The sequence below is a fragment of the Hydrogenophaga sp. L310 genome (genome assembly GCF_055703065.1).
Map to the genome: position 1 here is coordinate 38,268 of NZ_JBVPZA010000021.1, position 21,458 is coordinate 59,725.

Annotated in this window: 24 protein-coding genes, 1 other RNA gene and 3 pseudogenes; 19 read left to right on the forward strand and 9 right to left on the reverse strand. The window is 64.1% G+C overall.

The window, feature by feature from the left end; genetic code table 11:
- Positions 1 to 52 precede the first annotated feature (52 nt).
- The 4 genes from AC0GNO_RS22020 to gyrA are packed head-to-tail and all read right to left on the reverse strand — an operon-like array spanning position 53 to position 5,842.
- Positions 53 to 931, reverse strand: a complete 879-nt coding sequence (locus AC0GNO_RS22020; protein ID WP_472887837.1) for a prephenate dehydrogenase — start codon at positions 929 to 931, stop codon at positions 53 to 55.
- A gap of 50 nt (positions 932 to 981) precedes the next feature.
- Entirely contained in the window at positions 982 to 2,079 is a 1,098-nt protein-coding gene (gene pheA / locus AC0GNO_RS22025) for a prephenate dehydratase (RefSeq protein ID WP_290972092.1), read from the reverse strand.
- Between the two features lie 17 nt (positions 2,080 to 2,096).
- Positions 2,097 to 3,203: a 3-phosphoserine/phosphohydroxythreonine transaminase gene (gene serC / locus AC0GNO_RS22030; protein ID WP_472887838.1), complete on the reverse strand. Its 1,107-nt coding sequence runs from the start codon at positions 3,201 to 3,203 to the stop codon at positions 2,097 to 2,099.
- The gene (gyrA, locus tag AC0GNO_RS22035; RefSeq protein ID WP_472905529.1) at positions 3,203 to 5,842 is read right to left on the reverse strand and encodes a DNA gyrase subunit A; all 2,640 of its coding nucleotides are present in this window, start codon (positions 5,840 to 5,842) and stop codon (positions 3,203 to 3,205) included. Before gyrA ends, serC begins: the two co-directional genes overlap by 1 nt.
- Positions 5,843 to 6,105: 263 nt before the next feature.
- On the opposite strand from gyrA, the gene ompA reads away from it, so the two are divergent.
- The 6 genes from ompA to ssrA all read left to right on the forward strand — a co-directional run bounded on the left by ompA (position 6,106) and on the right by ssrA (position 10,417).
- Positions 6,106 to 6,771 (forward strand): outer membrane protein OmpA, encoded by a 666-nt coding sequence (gene ompA, locus AC0GNO_RS22040; protein ID WP_472887840.1) that lies wholly within the window; start codon positions 6,106 to 6,108, stop codon positions 6,769 to 6,771.
- An 84-nt stretch (positions 6,772 to 6,855) separates the two neighbouring features.
- The gene (locus AC0GNO_RS22045; protein WP_472905530.1) at positions 6,856 to 7,386 is read left to right on the forward strand and encodes a hypothetical protein; all 531 of its coding nucleotides are present in this window, start codon (positions 6,856 to 6,858) and stop codon (positions 7,384 to 7,386) included.
- Between the two features lie 2 nt (positions 7,387 to 7,388).
- Positions 7,389 to 8,618, forward strand: coding sequence for a hypothetical protein (locus tag AC0GNO_RS22050; RefSeq protein ID WP_472905531.1), 1,230 nt, complete (start codon positions 7,389 to 7,391; stop codon positions 8,616 to 8,618).
- A gap of 21 nt (positions 8,619 to 8,639) precedes the next feature.
- The gene (gene ubiG / locus AC0GNO_RS22055; protein WP_472887843.1) at positions 8,640 to 9,344 is read left to right on the forward strand and encodes a bifunctional 2-polyprenyl-6-hydroxyphenol methylase/3-demethylubiquinol 3-O-methyltransferase UbiG; all 705 of its coding nucleotides are present in this window, start codon (positions 8,640 to 8,642) and stop codon (positions 9,342 to 9,344) included.
- A complete protein-coding gene (locus AC0GNO_RS22060) occupies positions 9,341 to 10,015 on the forward strand; it encodes an HAD-IA family hydrolase (RefSeq protein WP_472905532.1) in 675 nt (224 codons plus the stop codon). The genes ubiG and AC0GNO_RS22060 overlap by 4 nt, the downstream gene beginning before the upstream one ends.
- 13 nt (positions 10,016 to 10,028) lie before the next feature.
- Positions 10,029 to 10,417, forward strand: a transfer-messenger RNA (tmRNA) gene (gene ssrA / locus AC0GNO_RS22065).
- A gap of 273 nt (positions 10,418 to 10,690) precedes the next feature.
- Here the strand turns inward: ssrA and merR are convergent.
- A complete protein-coding gene (merR, locus tag AC0GNO_RS22070; RefSeq protein WP_147073334.1) occupies positions 10,691 to 11,098 on the reverse strand; it encodes an Hg(II)-responsive transcriptional regulator in 408 nt (135 codons plus the stop codon).
- 42 nt (positions 11,099 to 11,140) lie between these two features.
- Here merR and merT point away from each other — a divergent pair, with 42 nt between their 5' ends.
- Genes merT through AC0GNO_RS22085 form a run of 3 tightly spaced genes read left to right on the forward strand, consistent with a single transcriptional unit; the run spans position 11,141 to position 12,027 of the window.
- A complete protein-coding gene (gene merT / locus AC0GNO_RS22075) occupies positions 11,141 to 11,512 on the forward strand; it encodes a mercuric ion transporter MerT (protein ID WP_147073332.1) in 372 nt (123 codons plus the stop codon).
- Between the two features lie 12 nt (positions 11,513 to 11,524).
- Positions 11,525 to 11,809: a mercury resistance system periplasmic binding protein MerP gene (merP, locus tag AC0GNO_RS22080; RefSeq protein ID WP_147073330.1), complete on the forward strand. Its 285-nt coding sequence runs from the start codon at positions 11,525 to 11,527 to the stop codon at positions 11,807 to 11,809.
- Positions 11,806 to 12,027 (forward strand): GDCCVxC domain-containing (seleno)protein, encoded by a 222-nt coding sequence (locus AC0GNO_RS22085; protein WP_147073328.1) that lies wholly within the window; start codon positions 11,806 to 11,808, stop codon positions 12,025 to 12,027. The genes merP and AC0GNO_RS22085 overlap by 4 nt, the downstream gene beginning before the upstream one ends.
- Here AC0GNO_RS22085 and AC0GNO_RS22090 read toward each other — a convergent pair whose 3' ends face one another.
- The 3 genes and pseudogenes from AC0GNO_RS22090 to AC0GNO_RS22100 form a co-directional block, all read right to left on the reverse strand.
- Positions 12,028 to 12,504: a LacI family transcriptional regulator gene (locus AC0GNO_RS22090; RefSeq protein ID WP_337853500.1), complete on the reverse strand. Its 477-nt coding sequence runs from the start codon at positions 12,502 to 12,504 to the stop codon at positions 12,028 to 12,030.
- Positions 12,501 to 12,872: a site-specific recombinase resolvase gene (locus AC0GNO_RS22095; RefSeq protein WP_147073324.1), complete on the reverse strand. Its 372-nt coding sequence runs from the start codon at positions 12,870 to 12,872 to the stop codon at positions 12,501 to 12,503. The genes AC0GNO_RS22090 and AC0GNO_RS22095 overlap by 4 nt, the downstream gene beginning before the upstream one ends.
- Positions 12,872 to 13,813: pseudogene (locus AC0GNO_RS22100) on the reverse strand (recombinase family protein); the annotation flags it as partial. The pseudogene AC0GNO_RS22100 and the gene AC0GNO_RS22095, both read right to left, overlap by 1 nt.
- Positions 13,814 to 13,879: 66 nt before the next feature.
- On the opposite strand from AC0GNO_RS22100, the gene AC0GNO_RS22105 reads away from it, so the two are divergent.
- From AC0GNO_RS22105 to AC0GNO_RS22150, 10 genes and pseudogenes are all read left to right on the forward strand, one after another.
- Positions 13,880 to 14,965 carry a S49 family peptidase gene (locus tag AC0GNO_RS22105; RefSeq protein ID WP_472905533.1) on the forward strand — a complete coding sequence of 362 codons (1,086 nt, stop codon included), beginning with the start codon at positions 13,880 to 13,882 and terminating at the stop codon, positions 14,963 to 14,965.
- An 18-nt stretch (positions 14,966 to 14,983) separates the two neighbouring features.
- Positions 14,984 to 15,247 (forward strand): annotated as a pseudogene (locus AC0GNO_RS22110) (head decoration protein); the annotation flags it as partial.
- Positions 15,201 to 15,416 carry a hypothetical protein gene (locus tag AC0GNO_RS22115; protein ID WP_472905535.1) on the forward strand — a complete coding sequence of 72 codons (216 nt, stop codon included), beginning with the start codon at positions 15,201 to 15,203 and terminating at the stop codon, positions 15,414 to 15,416. The pseudogene AC0GNO_RS22110 and the gene AC0GNO_RS22115, both read left to right, overlap by 47 nt.
- 3 nt (positions 15,417 to 15,419) lie before the next feature.
- On the forward strand, positions 15,420 to 16,505 hold the full coding sequence (locus tag AC0GNO_RS22120; RefSeq protein ID WP_305334508.1) for a hypothetical protein: 1,086 nt from the start codon (positions 15,420 to 15,422) through the stop codon (positions 16,503 to 16,505).
- On the forward strand, positions 16,502 to 16,897 hold the full coding sequence (locus tag AC0GNO_RS22125; protein WP_305334507.1) for a hypothetical protein: 396 nt from the start codon (positions 16,502 to 16,504) through the stop codon (positions 16,895 to 16,897). Before AC0GNO_RS22120 ends, AC0GNO_RS22125 begins: the two co-directional genes overlap by 4 nt.
- Positions 16,898 to 16,900: 3 nt before the next feature.
- The gene (locus AC0GNO_RS22130; protein WP_305334506.1) at positions 16,901 to 18,916 is read left to right on the forward strand and encodes a hypothetical protein; all 2,016 of its coding nucleotides are present in this window, start codon (positions 16,901 to 16,903) and stop codon (positions 18,914 to 18,916) included.
- Positions 18,909 to 19,130 carry a hypothetical protein gene (locus AC0GNO_RS22135; RefSeq protein ID WP_305334505.1) on the forward strand — a complete coding sequence of 74 codons (222 nt, stop codon included), beginning with the start codon at positions 18,909 to 18,911 and terminating at the stop codon, positions 19,128 to 19,130. Before AC0GNO_RS22130 ends, AC0GNO_RS22135 begins: the two co-directional genes overlap by 8 nt.
- Before the next feature lie 76 nt (positions 19,131 to 19,206).
- Positions 19,207 to 19,509, forward strand: a complete 303-nt coding sequence (locus AC0GNO_RS22140; protein ID WP_147073246.1) for a DUF6127 family protein — start codon at positions 19,207 to 19,209, stop codon at positions 19,507 to 19,509.
- Complete coding sequence (locus AC0GNO_RS22145) at positions 19,506 to 19,982, forward strand: hypothetical protein (RefSeq protein WP_305334504.1); 477 nt, start codon at positions 19,506 to 19,508, stop codon at positions 19,980 to 19,982. Before AC0GNO_RS22140 ends, AC0GNO_RS22145 begins: the two co-directional genes overlap by 4 nt.
- A 5-nt stretch (positions 19,983 to 19,987) precedes the next feature.
- Entirely contained in the window at positions 19,988 to 20,446 is a 459-nt protein-coding gene (locus AC0GNO_RS22150; protein ID WP_370870975.1) for a lysozyme, read from the forward strand.
- 182 nt (positions 20,447 to 20,628) lie between these two features.
- Here AC0GNO_RS22150 and tnpC read toward each other — a convergent pair.
- A pseudogene (gene tnpC, locus AC0GNO_RS22155) lies at positions 20,629 to 21,390 on the reverse strand (IS66 family transposase); the annotation flags it as partial.
- Between the last annotated feature and the right edge of the window lie 68 nt (positions 21,391 to 21,458).

The following is a 21,458-nucleotide window of genomic DNA, read 5'->3' on the forward strand; positions in this document are numbered from 1 at the left end:
GAGCGAGGTGGGCGAACGGCGGTCACCGCCGATCGGGATCGGCGAAACGGTCTCAGTTTTGCGGTTTGATGGCGCTCATGCGCCAGTGCGCGCGCGAGCTGCTGGCCTGCTCAATCAGCGATTCAAGGGCATCCGGGTTGCCGGCGCTGATGGCATTTTCAAAGGCTTGCAGGGCGCGCTGGAAATGCCGGGACTGGGCGATCAACTCCTCGCGATTGGAGGTGAGGATGTCGCGCCAGACGCTGGGATCGCTCGCGGCAATGCGGGTGAAATCGCGGAAACCTGGTCCGGCCAGCGACAGGAATTGCTGCGACTGGGGCTGGTTGTTGATCGCGTTCATGAGCGCAAAGGCAATCATGTGCGGCAGGTGACTGACCGCCGCGTACGCCGCATCGTGGGCCTCGGGCGACATCTGCTTGACATGACAACCGAGCGCGGTCCAGACCTGCTGGGCTTTGTCAAGCTGGGTGGTGAGCGTGCGCTCTATGGGAGTGAGGATGACCTGGCGCCCGGTGTAGAGCTCGGCATCCGCGTGTTCCACACCCGAGAGTTCTTTTCCCGTGATCGGATGGGCGGGCACAAACACGCCCACCTGATCTTTCAGCACGCGGCGCGCGGCATCAATGACGTCGCGCTTGGTGGAGCCGACGTCCATGACGAGGGTGTTGTTGTTCAACAGGTGCCGGATGGCCTTGAAGGTCGCTTCTGTGGCCGATACGGGCACGGCCAGCAGCACGAGGTCGGCGCCGGATACCGCCAGCAGGGCGGATGGCGCTTCCACGTCGATCACGCCCATCTGGCGCGCACGCTCGGTGGTGGATGGCGACTTGCTGTAGCCCACCACGCGTTTGACCAGACCAGCCTTTTTCAGGGCAAGCGCGAACGACCCACCCATCAGGCCGCAGCCGATCAGCCCGAGTTGTTCAAACATGCAGACCCCTGGAGAACCCCATTGAATCCATTGGAACGAGGCGATGCATCTTATTCACTGACCGGGTAGGCACCCAGCACCTTGTAGAACGCACACAGGCCTTTGAGTTCTTCCAGCGCCGCCGCCACATGGGGCTGCGAGGGATGGCCTGCGATGTCGATGTAAAAGTAATACTCCCATTGGCCGGACTTGGCCGGGCGGGACTCAAAACGGGTCATGGACACGCCGTTGTTCTTGAGCGGTACCAGCAGGTCGTGCACCGCACCGGGGCGGTTCGGCACCGACACCACGAGACTGGTGCAGTCCTTGCCCGATGCGGGCGGCATGGCCAGGGTCTGGGGCAGGCTGATGACGGCAAAGCGCGTGCGGTTGTAGGCCTCGTCCTGGATCGCGTGGGCCACGATGTGCAGGCCGAACTGGGCGGCAGCGCGCTCGCTCGCCAAACCGGCCCAGGCCGGGTTGGTCGCGGCCAGACGGGCGCCCTCGGCGTTGCTGGACACCGCGCGGCGCTCGGCGTTGGGCAGATGCTGGCTCAACCAGTTCTGGCACTGGGCCAGCGCTTGCGGATGGGCCATGACCACTTCGATGCCGTCGAGCTCGTTCAGTTGCCGCAACAGGTTGTGGCGCACCAGCAGGCTGACTTCGCCGACCACGTGCACCGGCGAGCGCAGGAACAGATCGAGTGATCGGGCGACCACACCTTCGGTGGAGTTTTCCATGCCCACCACGCCGTACTGCGCCGTGCCCGCCGCCGTGGCGTGGAACACTTCGTCGAAGTTGGCGCAGTAGATCAGGTTGGCGGCGCTGCCGAAGAATTCAATGGCGGCCTGTTCGCAGAAAGTGCCCTGGGGACCGAGCACGGCCACGCGCTGCGGGGCTTCCAGCGCCAGACAGGCCGACATGATCTCGCGCCAGATCGATGCCACATGCTGGTTCAGCAAAGGTCCCTGGTTGGCCGCCTGGATTTTTTCGATCACCTGGGCGACGCGATCCGGGCGAAAGAAGGGCGAGCCCTCGGCGCGCTTGATCTCGCCCACCTGTTCGGCGACTCTGGCACGCTGGTTCAACAGCGACAGCAGTTGCTGGTCCAGCGAGTCGATCTGGATCCGCAAGGCGCCCAGCGCTTCGGACTGTGTGGGTTGTTTCATCGTGGGGTCGGCCGGTTTCAAGCCTGTGTTTGTTCGAAGTCGCGCATGTAGGCGACCAGCGCCTGCACGCCTTCCAGCGGCATGGCGTTGTAGAGACTGGCGCGCATGCCACCGACCGACTTGTGGCCCTTGAGCTGCAACAGGCCCGCCGCCCTGGCTCCGGTGAGGAAGGCCTCGTTGCGCGACTCGTCGCGCAGGAAGAACGGCACGTTCATGCGCGAGCGGCAGGCCGGTGCGACCTTGTTCACATAGAACGAAGACTGGTCGATGAAACCGTACAGCAGCTCGGCCTTGGCCCTGTTGCGATGTTCCATGGCCGCTATCCCCCGCAGATCGCCTTCGGTCTGGCGCTTGAGCCACTGGAAGGTGAGTCCAGCCATGTAGATGCTGTAGGTGGGTGGCGTGTTGTACATCGAGCCGTTGTCGGCCACGGTCTTGTAGTCGAAGGCGCTCGGGCAGATCGACAGCGCATGACCGAGCAGGTCTTCCCGCACCACGACCAGGGTGACGCCCGCCGGGCCGAGGTTTTTCTGGGCGCCGCCAAAAGCCAGCCCGACACGGCGCCAGTCCACGGTGCGCGAGGCCACATGGGACGAGAAGTCGATCACCAGCGGTGCGTTGCTGCCGAGTGCCTTCAGGTCGGGCAGTTCGTGCAGTTCGACGCCATGGATGGTTTCGTTGCTGCACAGGTGCACGTATTGCGCATCCTGGCTGAGTTGCCAGCTGCCAGGCGTCGGCAGGCTGGTGTGTGCGTCGGCCTCGTTGCTGGCCGCCAGGTGGGGATCGCAGAACTTGCGCGCTTCCCTGAACGACTTCTGGCTCCAGCTGCCCGTGACCACGAAGTCCACCACGCCGCCGCGCGACAGGTTCAGCGGCACGATGGCGTTTTCGGCCAGGCCGCCGCCCTGCATGAACAGGATGCGAAAGTTCGGTGGCACCGCCAGCAGCTCACGCAAGTCGGCTTCGGCCGTCTCGATGATGGACATGAACTCCTTGCCGCGATGGCTCATCTCCATCACGCTCATGCCACTGCCGTGCCAGTCCAGCATGTCGGCCGCTGCCTGCTGCAGCACTTCCACCGGCATCGCGGCCGGACCCGCGGAAAAGTTGTACGGGCGCTGCATCACGGCTGCTCGTCCGTGCTGTCAGCCTCGCTGTCGTCCGCCAGCTCGGGCACATTGGCGTCGTTTTCCACGATGCGTTGCAAGCCGGAAAGCTCAGCGCCTTCGTCCAGCGCGATCAGGGTCACCCCCTGCGTGGCCCGGCCCATCTCGCGGATTTCCGAAACGCGGGTGCGCACCAGAACGCCCTTGTCGGTGATCAGCATGATCTCGTCGTCGGTGTGGACCAGGGTGGCGGCCACGACCTTGCCGTTGCGCTCGCTCTGCTGGATCGCGATCATGCCCTTGGTGCCACGGCCATGGCGGGTGTATTCGCCAATCGGCGTGCGCTTGCCGTAGCCGTTGATGGTGGCGGTGAGCACGCTCTGCTGTTCGTCTTCGGCCACCAGCATGGCGATCACGCTCTGGCTTTCTTCGATCATCATGCCGCGAACGCCACGCGCATTGCGGCCCATGGGGCGCACGTCGTTCTCGTCAAAACGGACCGCCTTGCCGCCGTCGGAGAACAGCATCACGTCGTGTTGTCCATCGGTCAGCGCGGCGCCGATCAGGAAGTCGCCCTCGTCCAGGTCCACGGCGATGATGCCGGCCTTGCGCGGGTTGCTGAACTCGTCCAGCGCGGTTTTCTTGACCGTGCCCATCGACGTGGCCATGAACACGTAGCGGTCCTGCGGGAAGCTGCGCATCTCACCGGTCAGCGGCAGCACCACGTTGATCTTCTCGCCCTCTTGCAGGGGGAACATGTTGACGATCGGGCGGCCACGCGAGCCGCGCGAACCGGCCGGCACTTCCCAGACCTTGAGCCAGTACAGGCGGCCCCGGTTGGAGAAGCAGAGGATGTAGTCGTGCGTGTTGGCGATGAAGAGCTGGTCGATCCAGTCGTCTTCTTTCGTGGCGGTGGCCTGTTTGCCGCGACCGCCGCGTTTCTGTGCCCGATATTCGGAGAGCGGCTGGCTCTTGATGTAGCCGCTGTGGCTGAGCGTGACCACCATGTCGGTGGGCGTGATCAGGTCTTCGGTGGAGAGGTCCTGGGCGCTGTGTTCGATCTCGCTGCGGCGCGCGCCGAGCTTGGTCTGGCCGAACTCAGTCTTCACTTCGGTGAGTTCTTCGCCAATGATGGTGGACACGCGTTCGGGTTTGGCCAGGATGTCGAGCAGGTCGTCGATGACGCCCATCACTTCCTTGTATTCGGCCACGATCTTGTCCTGCTCCAGACCCGTCAGGCGTTGCAGGCGCATCTGCAGGATTTCCTGGGCCTGCGTCTCGGAGAGGCGGTACAAACCGTCCCCGCCCATGCCGAACTCGCGTTCCAGGCCTTCGGGGCGGTAGTCGTCGGCGTTGATCACACCACCGTCGATCCGGGTGCGGGTCAGCATCTCGCGCACCAGGGAGCTGTCCCACGGGCGGGCCATCAGCTCGGCCTTGGCCACCGGCGGTGTGGGCGATTCGCGGATGATGCGGATGAAGTCGTCGATGTTGGCCAGCGCGACCGCCAGGCCTTCGAGCACATGGCCGCGCTCGCGCGCCTTGCGCAGGTTGAACACCGTGCGGCGCGTCACCACTTCGCGGCGGTGCTCCAGGAACACCTGGATCAGGTCCTTCAGGTTGCACAGGCGCGGCTGCCCGTCGATCAGGGCCACCATGTTGATGCCGAAGGTGTCCTGCAGCTGCGTCTGCTTGTACAGGTTGTTGAGCACCACCTCGGGTACTTCGCCGCGCTTGAGTTCGATCACCAGGCGCATGCCGGATTTGTCCGACTCGTCCTGGATGTGGCTGATGCCTTCGATCTTCTTCTCGTGCACCAGCTCGGCAATGCGCTCCTGCAGCGTCTTCTTGTTCACCTGGTAGGGCAGTTCGTCCACGATGATGGACTGGCGCTGGCCCTTGTCGATGTCCTCGAAATGGCACTTGGCGCGCATCACCACGCGGCCTCGGCCGGTGCGGTAACCGTCTTTCACGCCGGTCATGCCGTAGATGATGCCGGCGGTCGGGAAGTCGGGCGCCGGGATGATTTCCATCAGCTCGTCGATCGTGGCTTCGGGTTGCTTCAGCAGGTGCAGGCAGGCGTCAACCACTTCGTTGAGGTTGTGGGGCGGAATATTGGTTGCCATGCCGACCGCAATGCCCGAAGAACCGTTCACCAGCAAATTGGGCAGGCGCGAGGGCAATACCAGCGGTTCTTTTTCCGAACCGTCGTAATTGGGTCCGAAGTTGACGGTTTCCTTGTCAATGTCGGCCAGCATTTCGTGGGCGATCTTCGACAGTCGGATTTCGGTGTAACGCATGGCCGCAGCGTTGTCGCCGTCGACCGATCCGAAGTTGCCCTGACCGTCCACCAGCATGTGGCGCAACGAGAAGTCCTGCGCCATCCGGACGATGGTGTCGTACACCGCGGAATCGCCGTGCGGGTGGTATTTACCGATCACATCGCCGACGATACGGGCCGATTTCTTGTACGGCCGGTTCCAGTCGTTATTCAACTCGTGCATGGCAAACAACACGCGCCGGTGAACGGGTTTGAGACCATCTCGTGCATCGGGCAGCGCACGACCCACGATCACGCTCATCGCGTAATCCAGGTAGCTGCGCCGCATTTCCTCTTCAAGGCTGATGGGCAGGGTCTCTTTGGCGAACTGTGTCATGAGCGAAGGCGTGAGGTGCTGAAAGGCCGAAAGGCAACCCGTCATTTTAGGGCTACTGCCAAGGCCTTCTTTTTAAGTCTTAGTGTGGTATGCCGGCAACGAATGCGCCAGATGTGCAGAAAGCGGTTACAACCGACGTCAGCGGCCCGGAAGCCAGTGCCACAGCCTTGTGGCACAATAAATTCAGCGTTTTGAGTGGTGGTCACTTCAAGCGTTATTGTTGATATATGGCCCGTCCGCGGCTCAAACTAAGAGGAAAAACCATGAAAAAACTGAACAAAGTGGCAATGCTGTTTGCAACCGCCGCCATGGCTTCGGCTGTATTTGCCGCGCCCTCCAGCGGCACTGAAACCAATGACAACTGGCGCAATGGCCACGGCAACCTGCAATGGAGGAACGGCGATGGCACCCTGTGCTGGCGCAATGCTTTCTGGACGCCGGCGACCGCTGCCAAGGGTTGCGACGGAGCCATTGTTCCTGCACCGGCTCCTGCACCTGTTGCCGTTGCTCCTGCACCAGCACCAGCACCTGCACCGGCTCCGGCTCCGGCTCCGGCCCCTGCTCCCGCAGCCACCAAGGTGACCTACGCTGCCGATGCCTTCTTCGACTTCGACAAGGCTGTGGTCAAGCCCGAAGGCAAGGCCAAGCTGGACGATCTGGCCAGCAAGGTTGGCGGCATCAACCTGGAAGTGGTGATCGCTGTGGGTCACACCGACTCGACCGGCCCTGCCGGCTACAACCAGGCCCTGTCGGTTCGCCGTGCTGAAGCCGTCAAGGCCTATCTGGTGAGCAAGGGCATCGAAAGCAACCGCATCTACACCGAAGGCAAGGGCCTGACCCAGCCGGTGGCCGACAACGCCACCCGCGAAGGCCGTGCGAAGAACCGTCGCGTGGAAGTTGAAGTGGTTGGCACCCGTTCGGGCCAGTAAGCACCGCTTGCGGCGCTTCTGACACAAAGCCCCATGCGCGAAAGCGCATGGGGCTTTTTCACGCCATCAAGCCCCATGCCCCGTTTGTTCAGCCTGCTGAGTGGCATCTTCCTGAGTGCGTGGGCCTGGCCCGCCAGTGCGCAGGACGGGTTGCCGGAGGCATCCTGGCGTGCCGTGCGGGTGATGACGGCGGAAGAGAAAGTGTGCTTGGTGAGCCCGCCGACCGACGCCAGCAAGCCCGTGGTGATCATGCTGCTGTCTCCTCGCATGGTCTACAGCCTGCTGGAGTGGTCGCGCATGAGACAGGCTGCCGAAGCGATCGGTTACCGGGTATTGAGCTGGAAAGATCCCCGGGTGCCGGAAGAAGAATGGCGGGCGGCGTTGGCTTCCCCTGCATCCACGTTGATCGATCCGTATGCATTGCACGCCATGCCGGCCCGTTGTCAATGGCTCTGGCGCGGTGTGAACCATTTGCCCATGAGTTTCGTGTCGCTGGGGTCACAACTCCATCCCTGGCCCGTTTGGGGTGTGATGCCCGACGAGGCATGGCGTGATGCCCTGCAATTCCGGTGGCTTGCGCTGCAGCGTGCGCTGGTTCGCCCTTCCAGACATTGATCTTGACCAGTGTATTGATGGTGCTCAAACCCGTTTTCCTGGTCTTTGCTGGCGCAGCCTTGGCGCTGACGGGTTTTGACGTCCTGTCGCAGCCCGCACAAGGTGCGCGGGACGGGTCGTGCATCGAGGCCGTCAGCTACCTTCCACTCGATCCGGCACAGGTGGGGCGTGACAGCCAGGGCATGGCTGCGCTGGGGACCTACGAGCGCATCAGTCCTGACGGGCGTTTTGTCCTGCGCTCGTTTTCGGGGGCGCAACTGGGCCAGGTGGCCCTGATCGAACTGCCCTCAGAACCCAACGGCCGGATGACGGTGCGCAAGACCCCACTCAGCAACGAGGCTTTTCCCGTGCAGGGCAGCTGGCGCTATCTGGTGGATGTGGATGGCAGCCACTACCGTTTTTCGGACATCGTGCGCCAGCAGCAGGTGGCGCGGCCCTTGTTCAAAGGCGGCATGAAGGGCTTTTATGCCGCCGCCTCCGAGCTGGACAGGGTCCAGAGCCCCGACCCTTCGCTGATCTGGATCCGGTCCATGAGCTGGCCCCAGGGAGGCCGGGCGGGGCAGGGCACTGGTCCGCTCCAGGTGCGCACGCTGGGGCTGCGCGATGATGCGCGCGGGGTCGAGGTCGTTCACGACTCTGGCCCGCAGTTCATCTGCCGGTCCCGCGAGGTCATCGACGGCAATGTCTACACCCTGCCCATGCTGTCGGTCGATGGCCTGGCGTTTTCTGCCATCCCGATCAACCCCCGATGGGGGAAGCCGAGCATGCGCGTCTATGGTCTGGCCCAGGGGGCTCTGGTTCCTGTTCATCCCTGCGACCTGCGCTGGGACCTGCAGGTAACGCCGGGGAAAGCGGTTTTCGGCTTCGCCACCGACCAACCTGCCATGCTGACCTACACCGACAACGCGTCGGTCTATTTTGTGGACCCGCGGCCAGCGCTGAAAGGACAGGTGTTTCGGATCGAAGACTGGCGCACGCAGGTGCTGGCCAGTGCCTTCCCTGGCTTGACGCGTGACGGGCGGATCGTTTTTGGCGCAACCTGGAAAGATTGCCGACCCGATGGCACGTGCACCGGGCAAGCCGGTTACGTGGTGGCCGATCCCTACCAGAACCCCGACTACCGCCAGCAACTGCAGTACCTGGGCCTGCAAGCGCCAAAAATCTGCATATCGCCCGCTGATGTCCTGCGCGAGCGACAGCACTTCGCCACGCAGCACGGACTCGCACCCTGAAGCCGTGTGAAAATCCGCATCATGAATCCCGTCAATGCCGATCCGGCCGAACTGGCCAAATTTTCCGATCTCGCCCACCGTTGGTGGGATCCCGAGAGCGAATTCCGACCGCTGCACCAGATCAACCCTTTGAGACTGGCCTGGATCGACGAACTCGCCAGCCTGTCGGGCAAAAAAGTGTTGGATGTGGGTTGCGGTGGCGGCATCCTGTCCGACTCCATGGCCCGCAAAGGCGCCCAGGTCACAGGCATCGACCTTTCCACAAAAGCGCTCCGGGTGGCCCAGCTGCACGCGCTGGAAGCCGGCACGGCCGGTGTCAGCTACCGGGAAGTCAGCGCCGAAGCGCTGGCTGCGGAGCAGCCGGCTTCTTTTGATGTGGTGACCTGCATGGAGATGCTGGAACACGTGCCCGATCCGGCCTCGGTGGTGCGTGCATGCGCCGAACTGGTCAAGCCGGGGGGATGGGTGTTTTTCTCCACCATCAACCGCAACCCCAAGTCGTTCCTGTTTGCCATCGTGGGCGCCGAGTATCTGCTGCAAATGCTGCCCAAGGGCACGCACGAATACGCCAAGATGATCCGTCCCAGCGAACTGGCGGGCTATTGCCGCGCTGCGAGCCTTGATCTGGTCCAGACACGTGGCATGGAATACAACCCCCTGACCAAGCGCTACTGGTTGAGCCAGGACACCAGCGTGAACTACCTGCTGGCCACGCGCAAGGCATGAAGCTTCCACTGTTTGCGGTGAAGGCGGTGCTGTTCGATCTGGACGGTACCTTGGTGGACAGTGCACCCGACCTGGCGCTGGCGGTCGAGCGGATGCGTGCGGCCCGGCAGTTGCCCGCATTGCCGCTGGAGGGCTACCGGCCCCACGCCAGTTCGGGCGCGCGAGGCATGATCCAGGTGGCCTTCGGGGTTCCCCCGGCCGATCCTGCCTACGATGCCCTCAAACAGGAGTTTCTGGCTCATTACGAGCAGTGCCTGCTGCACCATACCCGGTGTTTCGAAGGGGTTGAGGAACTGGTGGCCACGCTGGCGCTGGGGCAAATGCCCTGGGGCATCGTCACCAACAAGGCGCAACGCCTGACCGAGCCGGTGCTGGCGGGTTTGCCCATGCTGTCCGGGGCGGGGGCGGTGGTGTGCGGTGACACCACGCCCTGGCCCAAGCCGCACCCGGAGCCTTTGCGCGAGGCCGCGCGTCGCCTTGGCGTGAGCCCGGAGGCCTGCATCTACGTGGGGGATGACGAGCGCGACATCGTGGCCGGGCGCGAGGCGGGCATGTTCACAGTGGCTGCGCGCTATGGTTACCTCGGTGTTGGGGGTGAAACCGGGCATTGGGGCGCTGATGCGGAAGTTCTTTCTCCATTGCAGGTCTTGAAATTGCTCCAACTGCCTTAAACTCAGACATTCAGGGGCTGCACTGGTTTCGACGTGGGTTCGGACACGCAGCAGGGCATGTCGAGGTTCTGTCACCTCGTAAATCCGCAGAAAAAAACTAACTGCAAACGACGAACGTTTCGCACTCGCCGCTTAATTGCCGGTGAGCTTTGCAACAGCAGGCCTATGGGCTGGGCAAGGGTTCAGACGGCGCAAGCCGCGAGAGTCCAGGCTGCAAAGATAATTCAATAGGCTGGCTGGGCGTCGGGTAACTTGGCGCACAGCAAGATTCAAGGTTGCTGGCGTCCTGTATAGCGTGCCGCTGCGCGATACAGGAAGCGAGACTCAAATCAGACGGCTACACATGTAGAACTGCGCGAAGAAGGCTTGCGGACGGGGGTTCAATTCCCCCCAGCTCCACCATAATGTGAAATCCCAACCCTTATCCGGTTGGGATTTTTTTTGCCCGTTCCCCCAGTGTTGGCGCGGTTTTCGAGCTTGACCTCTTGAGCGCACCCCGGCCGAAGTCGCCGTTTCCGTCGTGCATTCCACCGTTTTTCTCTCTCTGTTCTCTGCTGACCTCTTGACCGTGCAAGTGCCGAAGTCCGCTGTTTTCGCGGGTTTAAGGGCAGGCGGTTGCGGTTTTCGTCTGCTCAGGCGTCGGCGACCGAAAACGGAGGCAACCGGTCTGGACGCTCACGCCGCCTGCAACGCCGCAATCAGCGGACACTGCACTTCCCCGCTCGCGGCGCAGCAGCGCTCGACGAGACCCTGCAGCGCACCCTCAATCCTTTTCAGATCGGCAAGCCGAGCGCGCACATCCGTGAGCTTGCGCTCGGCCTGCTCGCGGGCCTCGTTGCAATGCGACCCGTCCTCGAGCTTCAGCAAGTCCGCGATCTCGTCGAGGCTGAACCCCAGACGCTGAGCGGACTTGATGAAGCGCACGCGCGCCAGATCCGCCTCGCCGTAGCGGCGGATGCCGCCCAGCGGGCGGTCGGGCTCCTGCATCAAACCCTTGCGCTGGTAGAAGCGGATCGTTTCGACGTTGACCCCGGCGGCCTCGGCCAGGACGCCAATGGTCAGGGTTTCGGGTAGTTCGTTCATGGCACTTGACTCCGTACTTAAGTACGGAAGTAAGCTTACGCCATGAAACCAGATTCCCCAACTGAATCTCGAACCAGCGGTGGGCATGGCGCGCTACTGACCGGCGGTCTAGCCGCCATCCTCGCTTCTACCTGCTGCCTCGGCCCCTTGGTGCTGATCACGCTGGGTGTCTCCGGCGCGTGGATCAGCAACCTGACCCTGCTCGAACCGTATCAGCCCTTCTTCACCGGTGCGGCGTTCGTGGCACTGTTTTTCGCGTACCGGCGCATCTGGCGACCCGTTGCTGCCTGTGAGCCCGGGCAGGTCTGCGCGCTGCCACAGGTCAACCGCAGTTACAAGGCGTTGTTCTGGGTCGTGGTTGCGCTGGTCATCGCTGCGCTCGGATTCCCGCTGATCGCGCCCTGGTTTTACTAAAAGGAAACTGCCATGAGAAAACTCGTTGCCCTGGCGGCGTTGGCCGCGATGACCTCGCCCGTCTGGGCTGCCACGCAGAGCGTCACGCTGTCCGTGCCGGGCATGAACTGCGCCACTTGCCCGATCACGGTCAAGAAAGCGCTGACCAAGGTCTCCGGCGTCAGCAAGATCGACGTGAGCCTGGATCGACGTGAGGCCAAGGTCACGTTCGATGATGCGAAGGCGAACGTCGAGGCCCTCACACGCGCCACCAAGGACGCAGGTTTTCCGTCCACTTTGGCGGAAGCCGCCAAATGACTGCGGTGATCCTGGAATCGACGCTGACCTGTCCCGAGTGCGGCCACGCCAAGACCGAGACGATGCCGACAGACGCCTGCCAGTGGTTCTACGATTGTGAGCAGTGTCACGCCGTTCTCAAGCCCAAGCCGGGTGACTGCTGTGTGTACTGCTCCTACGGCACAGTGCCCTGCCCGCCGATTCAGGAGCGTGGCAAGGGCGGTTGCTGCGGTAGCTAATTACGCGAGTCGCAGCCGCTCACGCTGCTCGTCCCACCGCTGGGGAATGGCACGACGGCTGACGCTTTCCAATGTCACGCCGGCAGCCGCACCGGTTGCGCAGGCTTCAACGATGCTGGGTGCCAACTGTGCCAATCGGGCGATCCGACTGGCACGACCCAAATCGAAGCCTTCAGCTTCAGCGATCTCAGTGATCGATGCGAAGCGCCCTTCGTCCATCAACCTTTGCCAGTGATGCGCGAGGCCGAGCGCACGCATCAAAGGCGTGTCCTGCGCGGCCGCCTTCATCAATCGCTCGCGGCGAGCCTCGTTCTGGAACTCCTGCGGCGCATCCAGCGGCGTGATGACCTGCTTCTTCAGGCCCCGGCGTACGAGCGTCCAGGGCAGGAAGGTTTCCATCTGCACGCCGCCAGCGGGCAGCGGCGTCTGATACGTCACAGGGTCGCCCTTGGCGTGGCCGCGATGCTTCTTGCTCATACGTCCTCCTCGAAGGTGGCCATGAGCTGGCGCTGGGCGTGCCAGTCGACCGTCAGGCGGTTTCGCTGAAACCAAATCAGCGTCAGCCGCCGTGGCTGCTTGCCCGCCATGAACTGCTCAATGATGTCGGGGGCCAGCAGGGTCAGGCGCAGCAGTTCGTTGACCACCGAGTGGTGCAGCTTCTCGGCGCGGGCGATGGCGGAACCGCTCTGCATCGCGCCGGTGTCCAGCAGGTGCTGCCAGTAGAAGGCGCGTGCCACACCGTCGAGCAGTGTCACGTCGTGGACGTGCCGGTCGTCGGCAGCCACGCGTTGGACGCCTCGGCGGCGAAACGTCAGGGGCACGAAGGTTTCCATCGACTCGTCCATCAGGCTTCGACCTCCAGCAGTTCGGCACCGATGCTGTCCGGGGCGAACTCCTTGATCAGCGCGTTCCAACCCACCTCACGCCACTTCACCTTGATCCCCTGCACCTCGCCCGCGTGGACGAGATCGATGCGCTCGATCATCAGATTGGCGATGCGGTGGCGCTCGACTGGGAACAGTTGATCCCACACGTTGTTGAGCCGTCCCATGGCCATCACGGTCGTGGCCTCGTCGATCTGTGCCCCGTTGCGTTGGATGTGCCGCACCACCGACGCCACAGTTTCCGGGCTGGTCAGCACCGTGCGGATCTGGGCCACCACCGCCCCCTCGATCTCCAGCGCAGGCAGGCGCTCGTAGCCCTTGCCCGGCGCGCCGAACCGCGCTTCCGACTTGGACACGTAGTAGTGGTACTTGCGCCCGTTCTTGCGCGAGTAGGTCGGGTACATCCGTTCGCCCGAGGGCGCGTACAGCAGACCGCGCAGCAACGCGTCAGTGCGCGACCTGATCTTGGTCTCGACCGACCGAGTGTGACCGTCCTTGGCCAGCACCTCGTGAACCCGGCCCCACAGCCCGGGATCGATGATGGCTTGATGCACTCCCGGGTACCAACTGCCCTTGTGCGACAACTCCCCGAGGTAGATGCGGTTGCGCAGCAGCTTGTGCAGGTACTTCTTGTCGATGCGCGTGCCCGCCCGCGTCTGGCCGTCCTGTGTCGTCCACGCCTTGGTCGTGATGCCATCGAGCGTCAGGTTGACGGCAATCTGGGTGGGCGAGCCGATGGTCAGCATCTCCTCAAAGATGCGCCGCACCACCGCCGCCTCGGTGTCGTTGATGACCAGCAGACGGTTCTCGACGTCGAAGCCGAGCGGCGGCACGCCACCCATCCACATCCCTTTGCGCTTGCTGGCGGCGATCTTGTCGCGGATGCGCTCGCCGGTGGCTTCGAGGTCAAGACCAAGATCGACGCCACCCATCCCGGCGTTGCCCGGGTATGGGTCAGCTTCGGCTACGTGGGCGGTCAGGTCGTGATTGCCAGCGCGCTCATCCCCATCCACGGCACGCTGGTGCGACGCACGGTGGGCCTGGAAGCTGAATCCGGCTTGACCAGCTACGCAGGGCTGACCGCGCAGTTGGACGCCGCGCTGGCCAGCCCCGATGTCGCCGCCATCCTGCTCGACGTTGACTCACCGGGTGGCGAGTCGGGCGGCGTGTTCGATCTGGCCGACCGCATCCGTGCGGCTGCCCAGACGAAGCCGGTCTGGGCCGTGGCCAACGACATGGCCTTTTCAGCGGCCTACGCACTGGCGTCTGCTGCCAGCAAGGTGTTCGTCTCACGCACCGGTGGTGTCGGCTCGATTGGCGTCATTGCGATGCACGTCGACCAGTCCGAGAGGGATGCCCAGGACGGCGTTCGCTACACGGCGGTCTTTGCGGGCGACCGCAAGAACGATCTCAACCCGCACGAGCCGATTTCCAGCGAAGCCCACGCCTTTCTCAAGGGTGAGGTGAATCGCGTCTACGGCCTGTTCGTCGAGACGGTGGCCCGCAACCGGGGCATCGAGGCATCTGCCGTGCGTGACACCGAGGCGGGACTGTTCTTTGGGCAAGCCGCCGTTGCCATCGGGCTGGCCGACGCCATCGGCACCTTCGACGACGCACTTGCGCAGCTCTGCGAATCCGTTTCCCCACCCCCGAAGTTGGCGGCAAGCCACGCGGGACTTTTTAGCAACCTCCCGATGGAGTCTTACATGAATGATCGAACCGACCCCGCTGCTCCTGATCGGCTTGCTGCTGATCCTGCTGGCAGTCTTTCTCAACCGGCCGCCGCCACCGCCATGACCATGGCCGACGCGATTGAAGTCGCCCAGACCTGCACCCTGGCCGGGCGCACCGACCTGATCGCGGGCTTCCTCGAAGCGAAGGCATCACCCGCCAAGGTGCGCAGCCAGTTGCTGGCCACCCAGGCCGAAGCCAGTCCCGAAATCGTCAGCCGCATCGACCCGCAGTCGGCCATGTCGGCAAGTAGCACTGGCCATCCTGCCTCTCCCCACAACCCTCTGATCCAGGCCATCAAAAGTCGCCTGGGCACCAAGTAACCCCAAAAGGAGCATCCCGTGCCCGCAATGCAAGAACCAATCAATCTCGGCGACCTCCTGAAATACGAGGCGCCCAATCTCTATTCGCGCGACCGCGTGACCGTGGCAGCTGGCCAGACCTTACCGCTGGGTACGGTGCTCGGGCAGATCACGGCGACGGGCAAGGTCAAGCAGATTGACCCGTCGGCCACCGATGGCAGCCAGTACTCCGCTGGCGTGCTGATGCAGGACGCCGATGCTGCCCACCTACGTGCGGCAGGAGGACGGCCATATGCGCGGCATCCTGCCCGGGATGCTGTGGATGCCCCAGGACCGGCCCTATAGCGATCAGACCATCGTGGACAACGTGGTGGGTCAGGCGGGTAAGCGCTTCTTGCTGGTCAGGACGCAGTACAGCTCGGAAACCGAAGGCGCACAGATCGCGTTCGACATCACTGGCCCGTGGAGGTAAGCCATGAGCTACCCGCTGAGCGAGTCTTTCGCCACGGCTCCTGCGACCGGCTACACCGCAGTCCTCGGCGGAATGGCCGCGACACACAACAACGTGCAGCAGTCCATCGATATCTCGGCCCCCAATAGCCAGTCCATCCTGCGCTTCAACGAAACCGCCCACGGTGACTTCTGGTTCGAGGCGGATGTTGAGTTTCTGACCGACCCGAGCGCCCGCAAGCACATCGGCCTGTGGATGACCACCGGCAACGGTTCCGAGGGCTACCGGTTCGCACATATTGACGGTGCCTGGAGCGTGACACGCTGGAACAGCGGCTTTGGCGACGGCGCGCCAGTGACGGGCGGTGTCAACGATGGAGCGAAGCCGGTCGCGGGCGTTATAGACGTGGCCCCGACCTTCAACGTCGGCCAGCGGATGCCCCTGCGCTGTGAGGTCATCGTCGGAGCCTTCGACGCCAACGGCGTTCCGTGGGCGCGCCTGATCCAGTTCAAGGCCGGTGGGGTGCTGATGTTCCAGGTCGGGGATGCTGCCTACCGGGGCAAGCTGATCCCGGGCGTGTTCCTGTATGGGGCCACGGCGCGCGTCCACGCGATTGCGGGTGACACACCGTCAGGTCTGCCCGCGTTTCCGGCAACCGTGGGCGTGAACGCCGCCGATGACCTGCTGCCGCTCGCGGGTGGGTCGACTTCGGTGCCCCCTGATCCGGCCGCCAATATCGCCGTCAACGCCGACTGCGACCTGATGCGCTTGAACAGCCCCAACTCTGAGCTGTGGAACCGGGGTGGTGGCTACGACTGGCACTTTCACGCGATTCCGAATGGCCGCAAGAACATCCACTTCAGCGGCCACGGCTTCATCGCCGGAACCGTCAAGGAGAAGGGCCAGCCCGACCAGCCCCTGGTGCGGCGGGTGCAACTGGTCAGCGAGAACACCCGTGTCCTGGTGGCCGAGACCTGGAGCGACACCACGGGCGCGTACCGGTTCGAGCTTATCGACCCGGCCCAGAGATACACCGTGGTCAGCTACGACCACAAGCAGATGTACCGCGCCGTGATCGCGGACAACCTTCATCCGGAGATGATGCCGTGACCGTTGCCATCACTGTCGAACACAACGAGGCGCGACTGGCGGGCACCCTGGCATTCCTGGATGCCGGTAGCAATCCGGCGCGTCTGCGCATCTACGGCGGGACACGACCCGCCAACCCGGCCACGACGCCGACCAGCGCGATGCTGGTCGAGATCAGGCTGACCAAACCCGCAGGCACGATTGCAGGTGGACTCTTGACGCTGACGCAGCAAGAAGACGGGCTGATCACGGCGACCGGCATCGCCACCTGGGCGCGGCTGGTCAGCGGCAACGAAGTCACGGCCCTGGATCTGGACTGCAGCGGTACCGACGGCAGCGGTGACGTGAAGCTGGCCAGCACCAACCTCTATCTGGGCGGCGATGCCCGGATGGTGTCTGCGATCCTGGGGTAGTCCGTGCCTGCCGTTCTCAACGAGGTGACCCTGGTCGCCGCGTTGCCTGCGCCCACCGCCAGCGTGGCGGTCGGGCCTCCGCTGGTCGATCTGCTGTTTGACCAACCGGCTGCCACCGACGCCAACTTGGTGTTCGGGGCCAACTACATCGCGCCGCGCGACGACGTCGTGGTGCTGGCCAGCCTGCCGTTGCCGGTCGTGGCGATCAAGTTCATCCCGCCAGCGCGGGCCGCACTGCTGGCCGAGCTACCTGCATTGACGGTGACCACGCTGTTGCTGCGCCCGAGCGTCCCCTTGGACGTGACCGGTGCAAGTCTTCCTGGTGTCGTGTTCTCCGGCGAGGTCAGGTACTACTCGCGCACGCAGCGACCGACAGTCGGCCAGACCGCACACGCTTGGCAGGTGGCAGCGCAGACGGAAGATGGTTCGACACAGGGCCAGCAGGACGCTGCCGCTACACCCGCAGGCTGGGACACGTTCTGGCGACGCACCTTGGGTGTTCCTCAAGGCATCGAGCACAGGTTGCCGCCGGTGCTGGCGGCAGCGCCCGAGCAACGAGGCGCTCGCCACCAGGATGCGACCCGGCTGCAGGATTCGACGTGGTTTGCGCACCAGGACGCCACGCGTTTTGCATCGACCCGACAAGGTCTGTTCCAGAACGCAGGCCCGTTGCGGGACACCACGCGATTTCGGCATCAGGACGGCGACCGCACCAAACGCGCGGGGCGGGTGAGCTTTTGGCAAATCGCGCGTCTGCTCACCGAGCGCCAGGGGAGTGATTTTCAGATTGCCAGCCCGTCACTCAAGGGCTGGAGTGTCCGGTATCAGGACGCCGTGCCGCCACCGCTGGGGATCAGCGTCTGGGTGGTTCCACAACCGCCAGCGCCGATACCTTGCTACACGCCGAGCGCGCATCTGCTGTTCGCCGCTTTGGCCCCAGCGGACAGCCACTTGCTGTTCGTCTGTGAAAACCACATCAACCCACCGCATCCCGATGGGGAGCCGGTGGTCGTTCCTGTTCGGAGGGTCTATTTCGTGATCAACAACGTGACCCTGTACCGCGTGTCCGATGGCGCGCCGGTGCCGGTGTTCAACCTTTCGCTGTCGCTCGATGCATCGTCCTGGGCGTGGGGCTTCGATGCGGTGCTGCCTGCGAAAGCCGAGGCGCTGGTCGCGGGCAGCGCTTCCGGGCCCGTCGAACTCGTGGCCAGCGTCAACGGCACCCCGTTTCGCGTGCTGGCCGAGAGCATCAGCCGCGAGCGCATCTTTGGTGACGCCAGCATCCGCATCTCCGGACGGGGGCGCAACGCCGTTCTGGCCGCGCCCTACGCGCCGGTGATGACGTTCTCGAATACCGAAGGCCGCACTGCTCGGCAGTTGATGGACGATGTGCTCACGGTCAATGGCATCCCGCTGGGCTGGGCGGTCGATTGGGGCCTGACGGACTGGAACGTCCCCGCCGGTGCGTTCGCGCAGCAGGGGGCGTGGATCGACGCACTGACCGCCATTGCCGGTGCTGCAGGTGGCTACTTGATTCCGCATCCCTCGGCCCAGAGCATCCGCGTGCGTCACCGCTACCCGGTCGCGCCTTGGGAATGGAGCACGGTCACGCCCGACTTCGTGTTGCCCGTCGATGCTGTCGCCCGCGAGTCGCTGCGCTGGTTGGAAAAGCCTGCGTATAACCGCGTGTTCGTTTCCGGGCAGGACGTAGGCGTGCTCGGGCAGGTGACCCGGGCCGGGACTGCCGGAGAAGTGCTGGCACCGATGGTCGTCGACCCGCTGATCACCGAGGCGGCCGCCGCGCGGCAGCGTGGCGTAGCCGTGCTCGCCGACACGGGTCACCAGCTCGAGGTCAGCCTGCGCCTGCCGGTGCTCGCCGAGACCGGGATCATCGAGCCCGGTGCGTTCGTGGAGTACCAGGACGGCAGCGTCACGCGATTGGGCATTGTCCGCGCGACCCAAGTGGAAGCCGGGTTGCCCGAGGTCTGGCAGACGCTGGGCGTGCAGACCTATGCGTAACCTCTACGAGCAGTTTCGCCAACTGATCCCCGACCCGCCGCTGCAGGCGGGCACCGTGACCGACGTCGGCTCTGGCGTGGTCACGGTCGCATTGCCCGGTGGCGGCCGAATCAAGGCGAGGGGCTCTGCGGCCCTTGGCCAGAAGGTGTTCGTGCGCGACGACGCCATCGAAGGCATTGCGCCCAGCCTGACGCTGGAAATCATCGAGATCTGAAACCCAACTGATTCAACCCTGAGACCCGCCCTGATGCTCACGCATCGGGCGGGTTTCGTATTTCTGGAGAAAGCAAATGACCGAACCTGAACAACAACCGGCGCTCGTCGAGAACATGCTCCTGCTGCGCAAGGAGGATTTCGACGATCTGCTCGACCGTGCCGCCGAACGTGGTGCTGAACGCTGCCTCGCCCATCTTGGTCTGGAGAACGGCCACGCTGCCCGCGACATCCGGGAGCTGCGCGATCTGCTGGAAGCTTGGCGCGACGCCCGCCGCACGGCTTGGCAGACGACCATCAAGGTGGCCACCACAGGCATCCTGGCCGCGTTGCTGGTCGGTGCCGCCATCAAGCTCAAGCTGATGGGAGGCCCCCAATGATCGAAACCCTCCTCGGTGGCCTCCTGGGCGGGGCCTTCCGTCTTGCGCCCGAAATCCTCAAGTGGCTGGACCGCAAGGGCGAACGCGACCACGAGCTGGCCATGCAGGACAAGGCGCTGGAGTTCGAGAAAATTCGCGGCGCGCAGCGGATGGCCGAGATTGGTGCGAGCGCCGAAGCCGCCTGGAACGTCGGTGCCGTCGATGCGCTGCGCGATGCCGTCCGCACCCAGGGTGAGAAGACCGGTGTGCGCTGGGCTGACGCGTTGTCGATCAGCGTGCGCCCGGTAATCACCTACTGGTTCATGGCGCTGTACTGTGCGGCCAAGATGGCTGCTTTCGCGGCCGCCGTCACCGCTGGCGCGGGCTGGGGCACGGCCATCCTGCACGCCTGGACGGAAGCCGATCAGGCGCTGTGGGCCGGGGTTCTGAACTTCTGGTTTCTCGGGCGCGTGTTCGACCGGGTGCGCTCGTGACCGGGATGCCGAAAACGGCCATCGAGCTGGCCAAGCGCTTCGAGGGGTTCCATCGCGTTCCGAAAGCCGATCCTGGCCGCGCGCATCCGTACATTTGCCCAGCGGGCTACTGGACGATTGGCTATGGCCATCTGTGCGAGCCGACGCACCCGCCGATCACGGAGTCCGAGGCCGAGGTCTATCTTACGCACGACCTGCAAACGGCGCTCGCCGCAACGCTGCGCTACTGCCCGGTGCTCGCAACCGAACCCGAAGGGCGACTTTCGGCCATTGTGGATTTCACCTTCAACCTTGGCGCGGGGCGGCTGCAGACATCGACGCTTCGGCGACGGATCAACCAGCGGGATTGGGCGGTATCAGCTCAGGAGCTCTGCCGATGGATCTATGGTGGCGGAAAGGTCTTGCCAGGTTTGGTGGCAAGGCGAAAGGTCGAGGCGGCGCTGATGTCTGGCCTTCACTACTGAAGCGCTGGCTCACACAAGCGCAGCAATTGCGATCGAATCTCGCCGGGCGATGCTGTCAGATCCACCGTCGCAAATCGGATGCCATGCCCCTGGATGACAACCGTCTCATCAACGGCGTCGCCGACGGAAGGGTGAAGCAACAGCCCACTGGCGTCATCCGCAAGCGGATCGCCGCGCCCGACCTGGGATCGCAGGTAGGCGTAGATCTGGTAGGCGCGGTGCGTCTTGCCATCGCGCTCGCTGCCGCGCTTGAGCATCTGCACCGGGGTCTCATCGGCGTGCACGATGCTGTGTGCGAGCACCTCCTGGCGCAGCGCATCGACCAGCGGCTGCAGTTGCACGCCGCAGCTGCCCACCCACTGCGCCAGGGTCGAGCGTGCCAGCGGCACCCCAGCACGGGCATAGATGGTCTCCTGGCGGTACAGGGGCAGGTGGTCCGCGTACTTGGCCACCAGCACCTGGGCCAGCAAGCCGGTGGTGGCCAGGCCCTTGTCGATGATGTGCGCCTGGACCGGCTGCTGCTTGAGTGTCTGGCAGCAGGCGCACACCCACTTGCCGCGCACATGGCGGTGCACCGTGAACACGCCGGGCGTGTAGTCGAGCTTCTCGGCCACGTCCTCGCCCATGCGGCGCATGGCCTGGCCGCAGCAATCGGTCACCTCGGGCTCGTGTGCGAATTCCTGGCGCGCCAGCTGGGCCGGCAGTGGCAGGCGCTTCGGTAGCTGGCGTGTGGTGCGTTCTGCAGCAGGGCGCAGCTGCTCGATCTCGTCATCCACCGCCTGCAGGTCTTCTTCGAGTGCTTCTTCCAGCAGGCTGCGCTGATCGGCGTTGAGCGCCTCGGTCTTGGCGGCAAACTTCAACCGCTTGAGGATCGCCATCTCGTAGGTGAGCTTGTCCAGCAGGGTCTGCTTGTGTTTGAGCTCGCTCATGAGGCGCTGCAGCATCTGGCGCATTTGCGCCTCGTCCATGCTCTGCAGATCCACCGTTTCGTTCATGGTCGCCATCATCCCCG

Bases quoted from the DNA above. Each gene is read 5' to 3' on its own strand.
- AC0GNO_RS22020 (WP_472887837.1), bottom strand. From the start codon at position 931: ATGTTTGAACAACTCGGGCTGATCGGCTGCGGCCTGATGGGTGGGTCG.
- pheA (WP_290972092.1), bottom strand. From the start codon at position 2,079: ATGAAACAACCCACACAGTCCGAAGCGCTGGGCGCCTTGCGGATCCAG.
- serC (WP_472887838.1), bottom strand. From the start codon at position 3,203: ATGCAGCGCCCGTACAACTTTTCCGCGGGTCCGGCCGCGATGCCGGTG.
- gyrA (WP_472905529.1), bottom strand. From the start codon at position 5,842: ATGACACAGTTCGCCAAAGAGACCCTGCCCATCAGCCTTGAAGAGGAA.
- ompA (WP_472887840.1), top strand. From the start codon at position 6,106: ATGAAAAAACTGAACAAAGTGGCAATGCTGTTTGCAACCGCCGCCATG.
- ubiG (WP_472887843.1), top strand. From the start codon at position 8,640: ATGAATCCCGTCAATGCCGATCCGGCCGAACTGGCCAAATTTTCCGAT.
- AC0GNO_RS22060 (WP_472905532.1), top strand. From the start codon at position 9,341: ATGAAGCTTCCACTGTTTGCGGTGAAGGCGGTGCTGTTCGATCTGGAC.
- merR (WP_147073334.1), bottom strand. From the start codon at position 11,098: ATGAACGAACTACCCGAAACCCTGACCATTGGCGTCCTGGCCGAGGCC.
- merT (WP_147073332.1), top strand. From the start codon at position 11,141: ATGAAACCAGATTCCCCAACTGAATCTCGAACCAGCGGTGGGCATGGC.
- merP (WP_147073330.1), top strand. From the start codon at position 11,525: ATGAGAAAACTCGTTGCCCTGGCGGCGTTGGCCGCGATGACCTCGCCC.
- AC0GNO_RS22085 (WP_147073328.1), top strand. From the start codon at position 11,806: ATGACTGCGGTGATCCTGGAATCGACGCTGACCTGTCCCGAGTGCGGC.
- AC0GNO_RS22090 (WP_337853500.1), bottom strand. From the start codon at position 12,504: ATGAGCAAGAAGCATCGCGGCCACGCCAAGGGCGACCCTGTGACGTAT.
- AC0GNO_RS22095 (WP_147073324.1), bottom strand. From the start codon at position 12,872: ATGGACGAGTCGATGGAAACCTTCGTGCCCCTGACGTTTCGCCGCCGA.
- AC0GNO_RS22115 (WP_472905535.1), top strand. From the start codon at position 15,201: ATGCTGCCCACCTACGTGCGGCAGGAGGACGGCCATATGCGCGGCATC.
- AC0GNO_RS22120 (WP_305334508.1), top strand. From the start codon at position 15,420: ATGAGCTACCCGCTGAGCGAGTCTTTCGCCACGGCTCCTGCGACCGGC.
- AC0GNO_RS22135 (WP_305334505.1), top strand. From the start codon at position 18,909: ATGCGTAACCTCTACGAGCAGTTTCGCCAACTGATCCCCGACCCGCCG.
- AC0GNO_RS22140 (WP_147073246.1), top strand. From the start codon at position 19,207: ATGACCGAACCTGAACAACAACCGGCGCTCGTCGAGAACATGCTCCTG.
- AC0GNO_RS22145 (WP_305334504.1), top strand. From the start codon at position 19,506: ATGATCGAAACCCTCCTCGGTGGCCTCCTGGGCGGGGCCTTCCGTCTT.
- AC0GNO_RS22150 (WP_370870975.1), top strand. From the start codon at position 19,988: ATGCCGAAAACGGCCATCGAGCTGGCCAAGCGCTTCGAGGGGTTCCAT.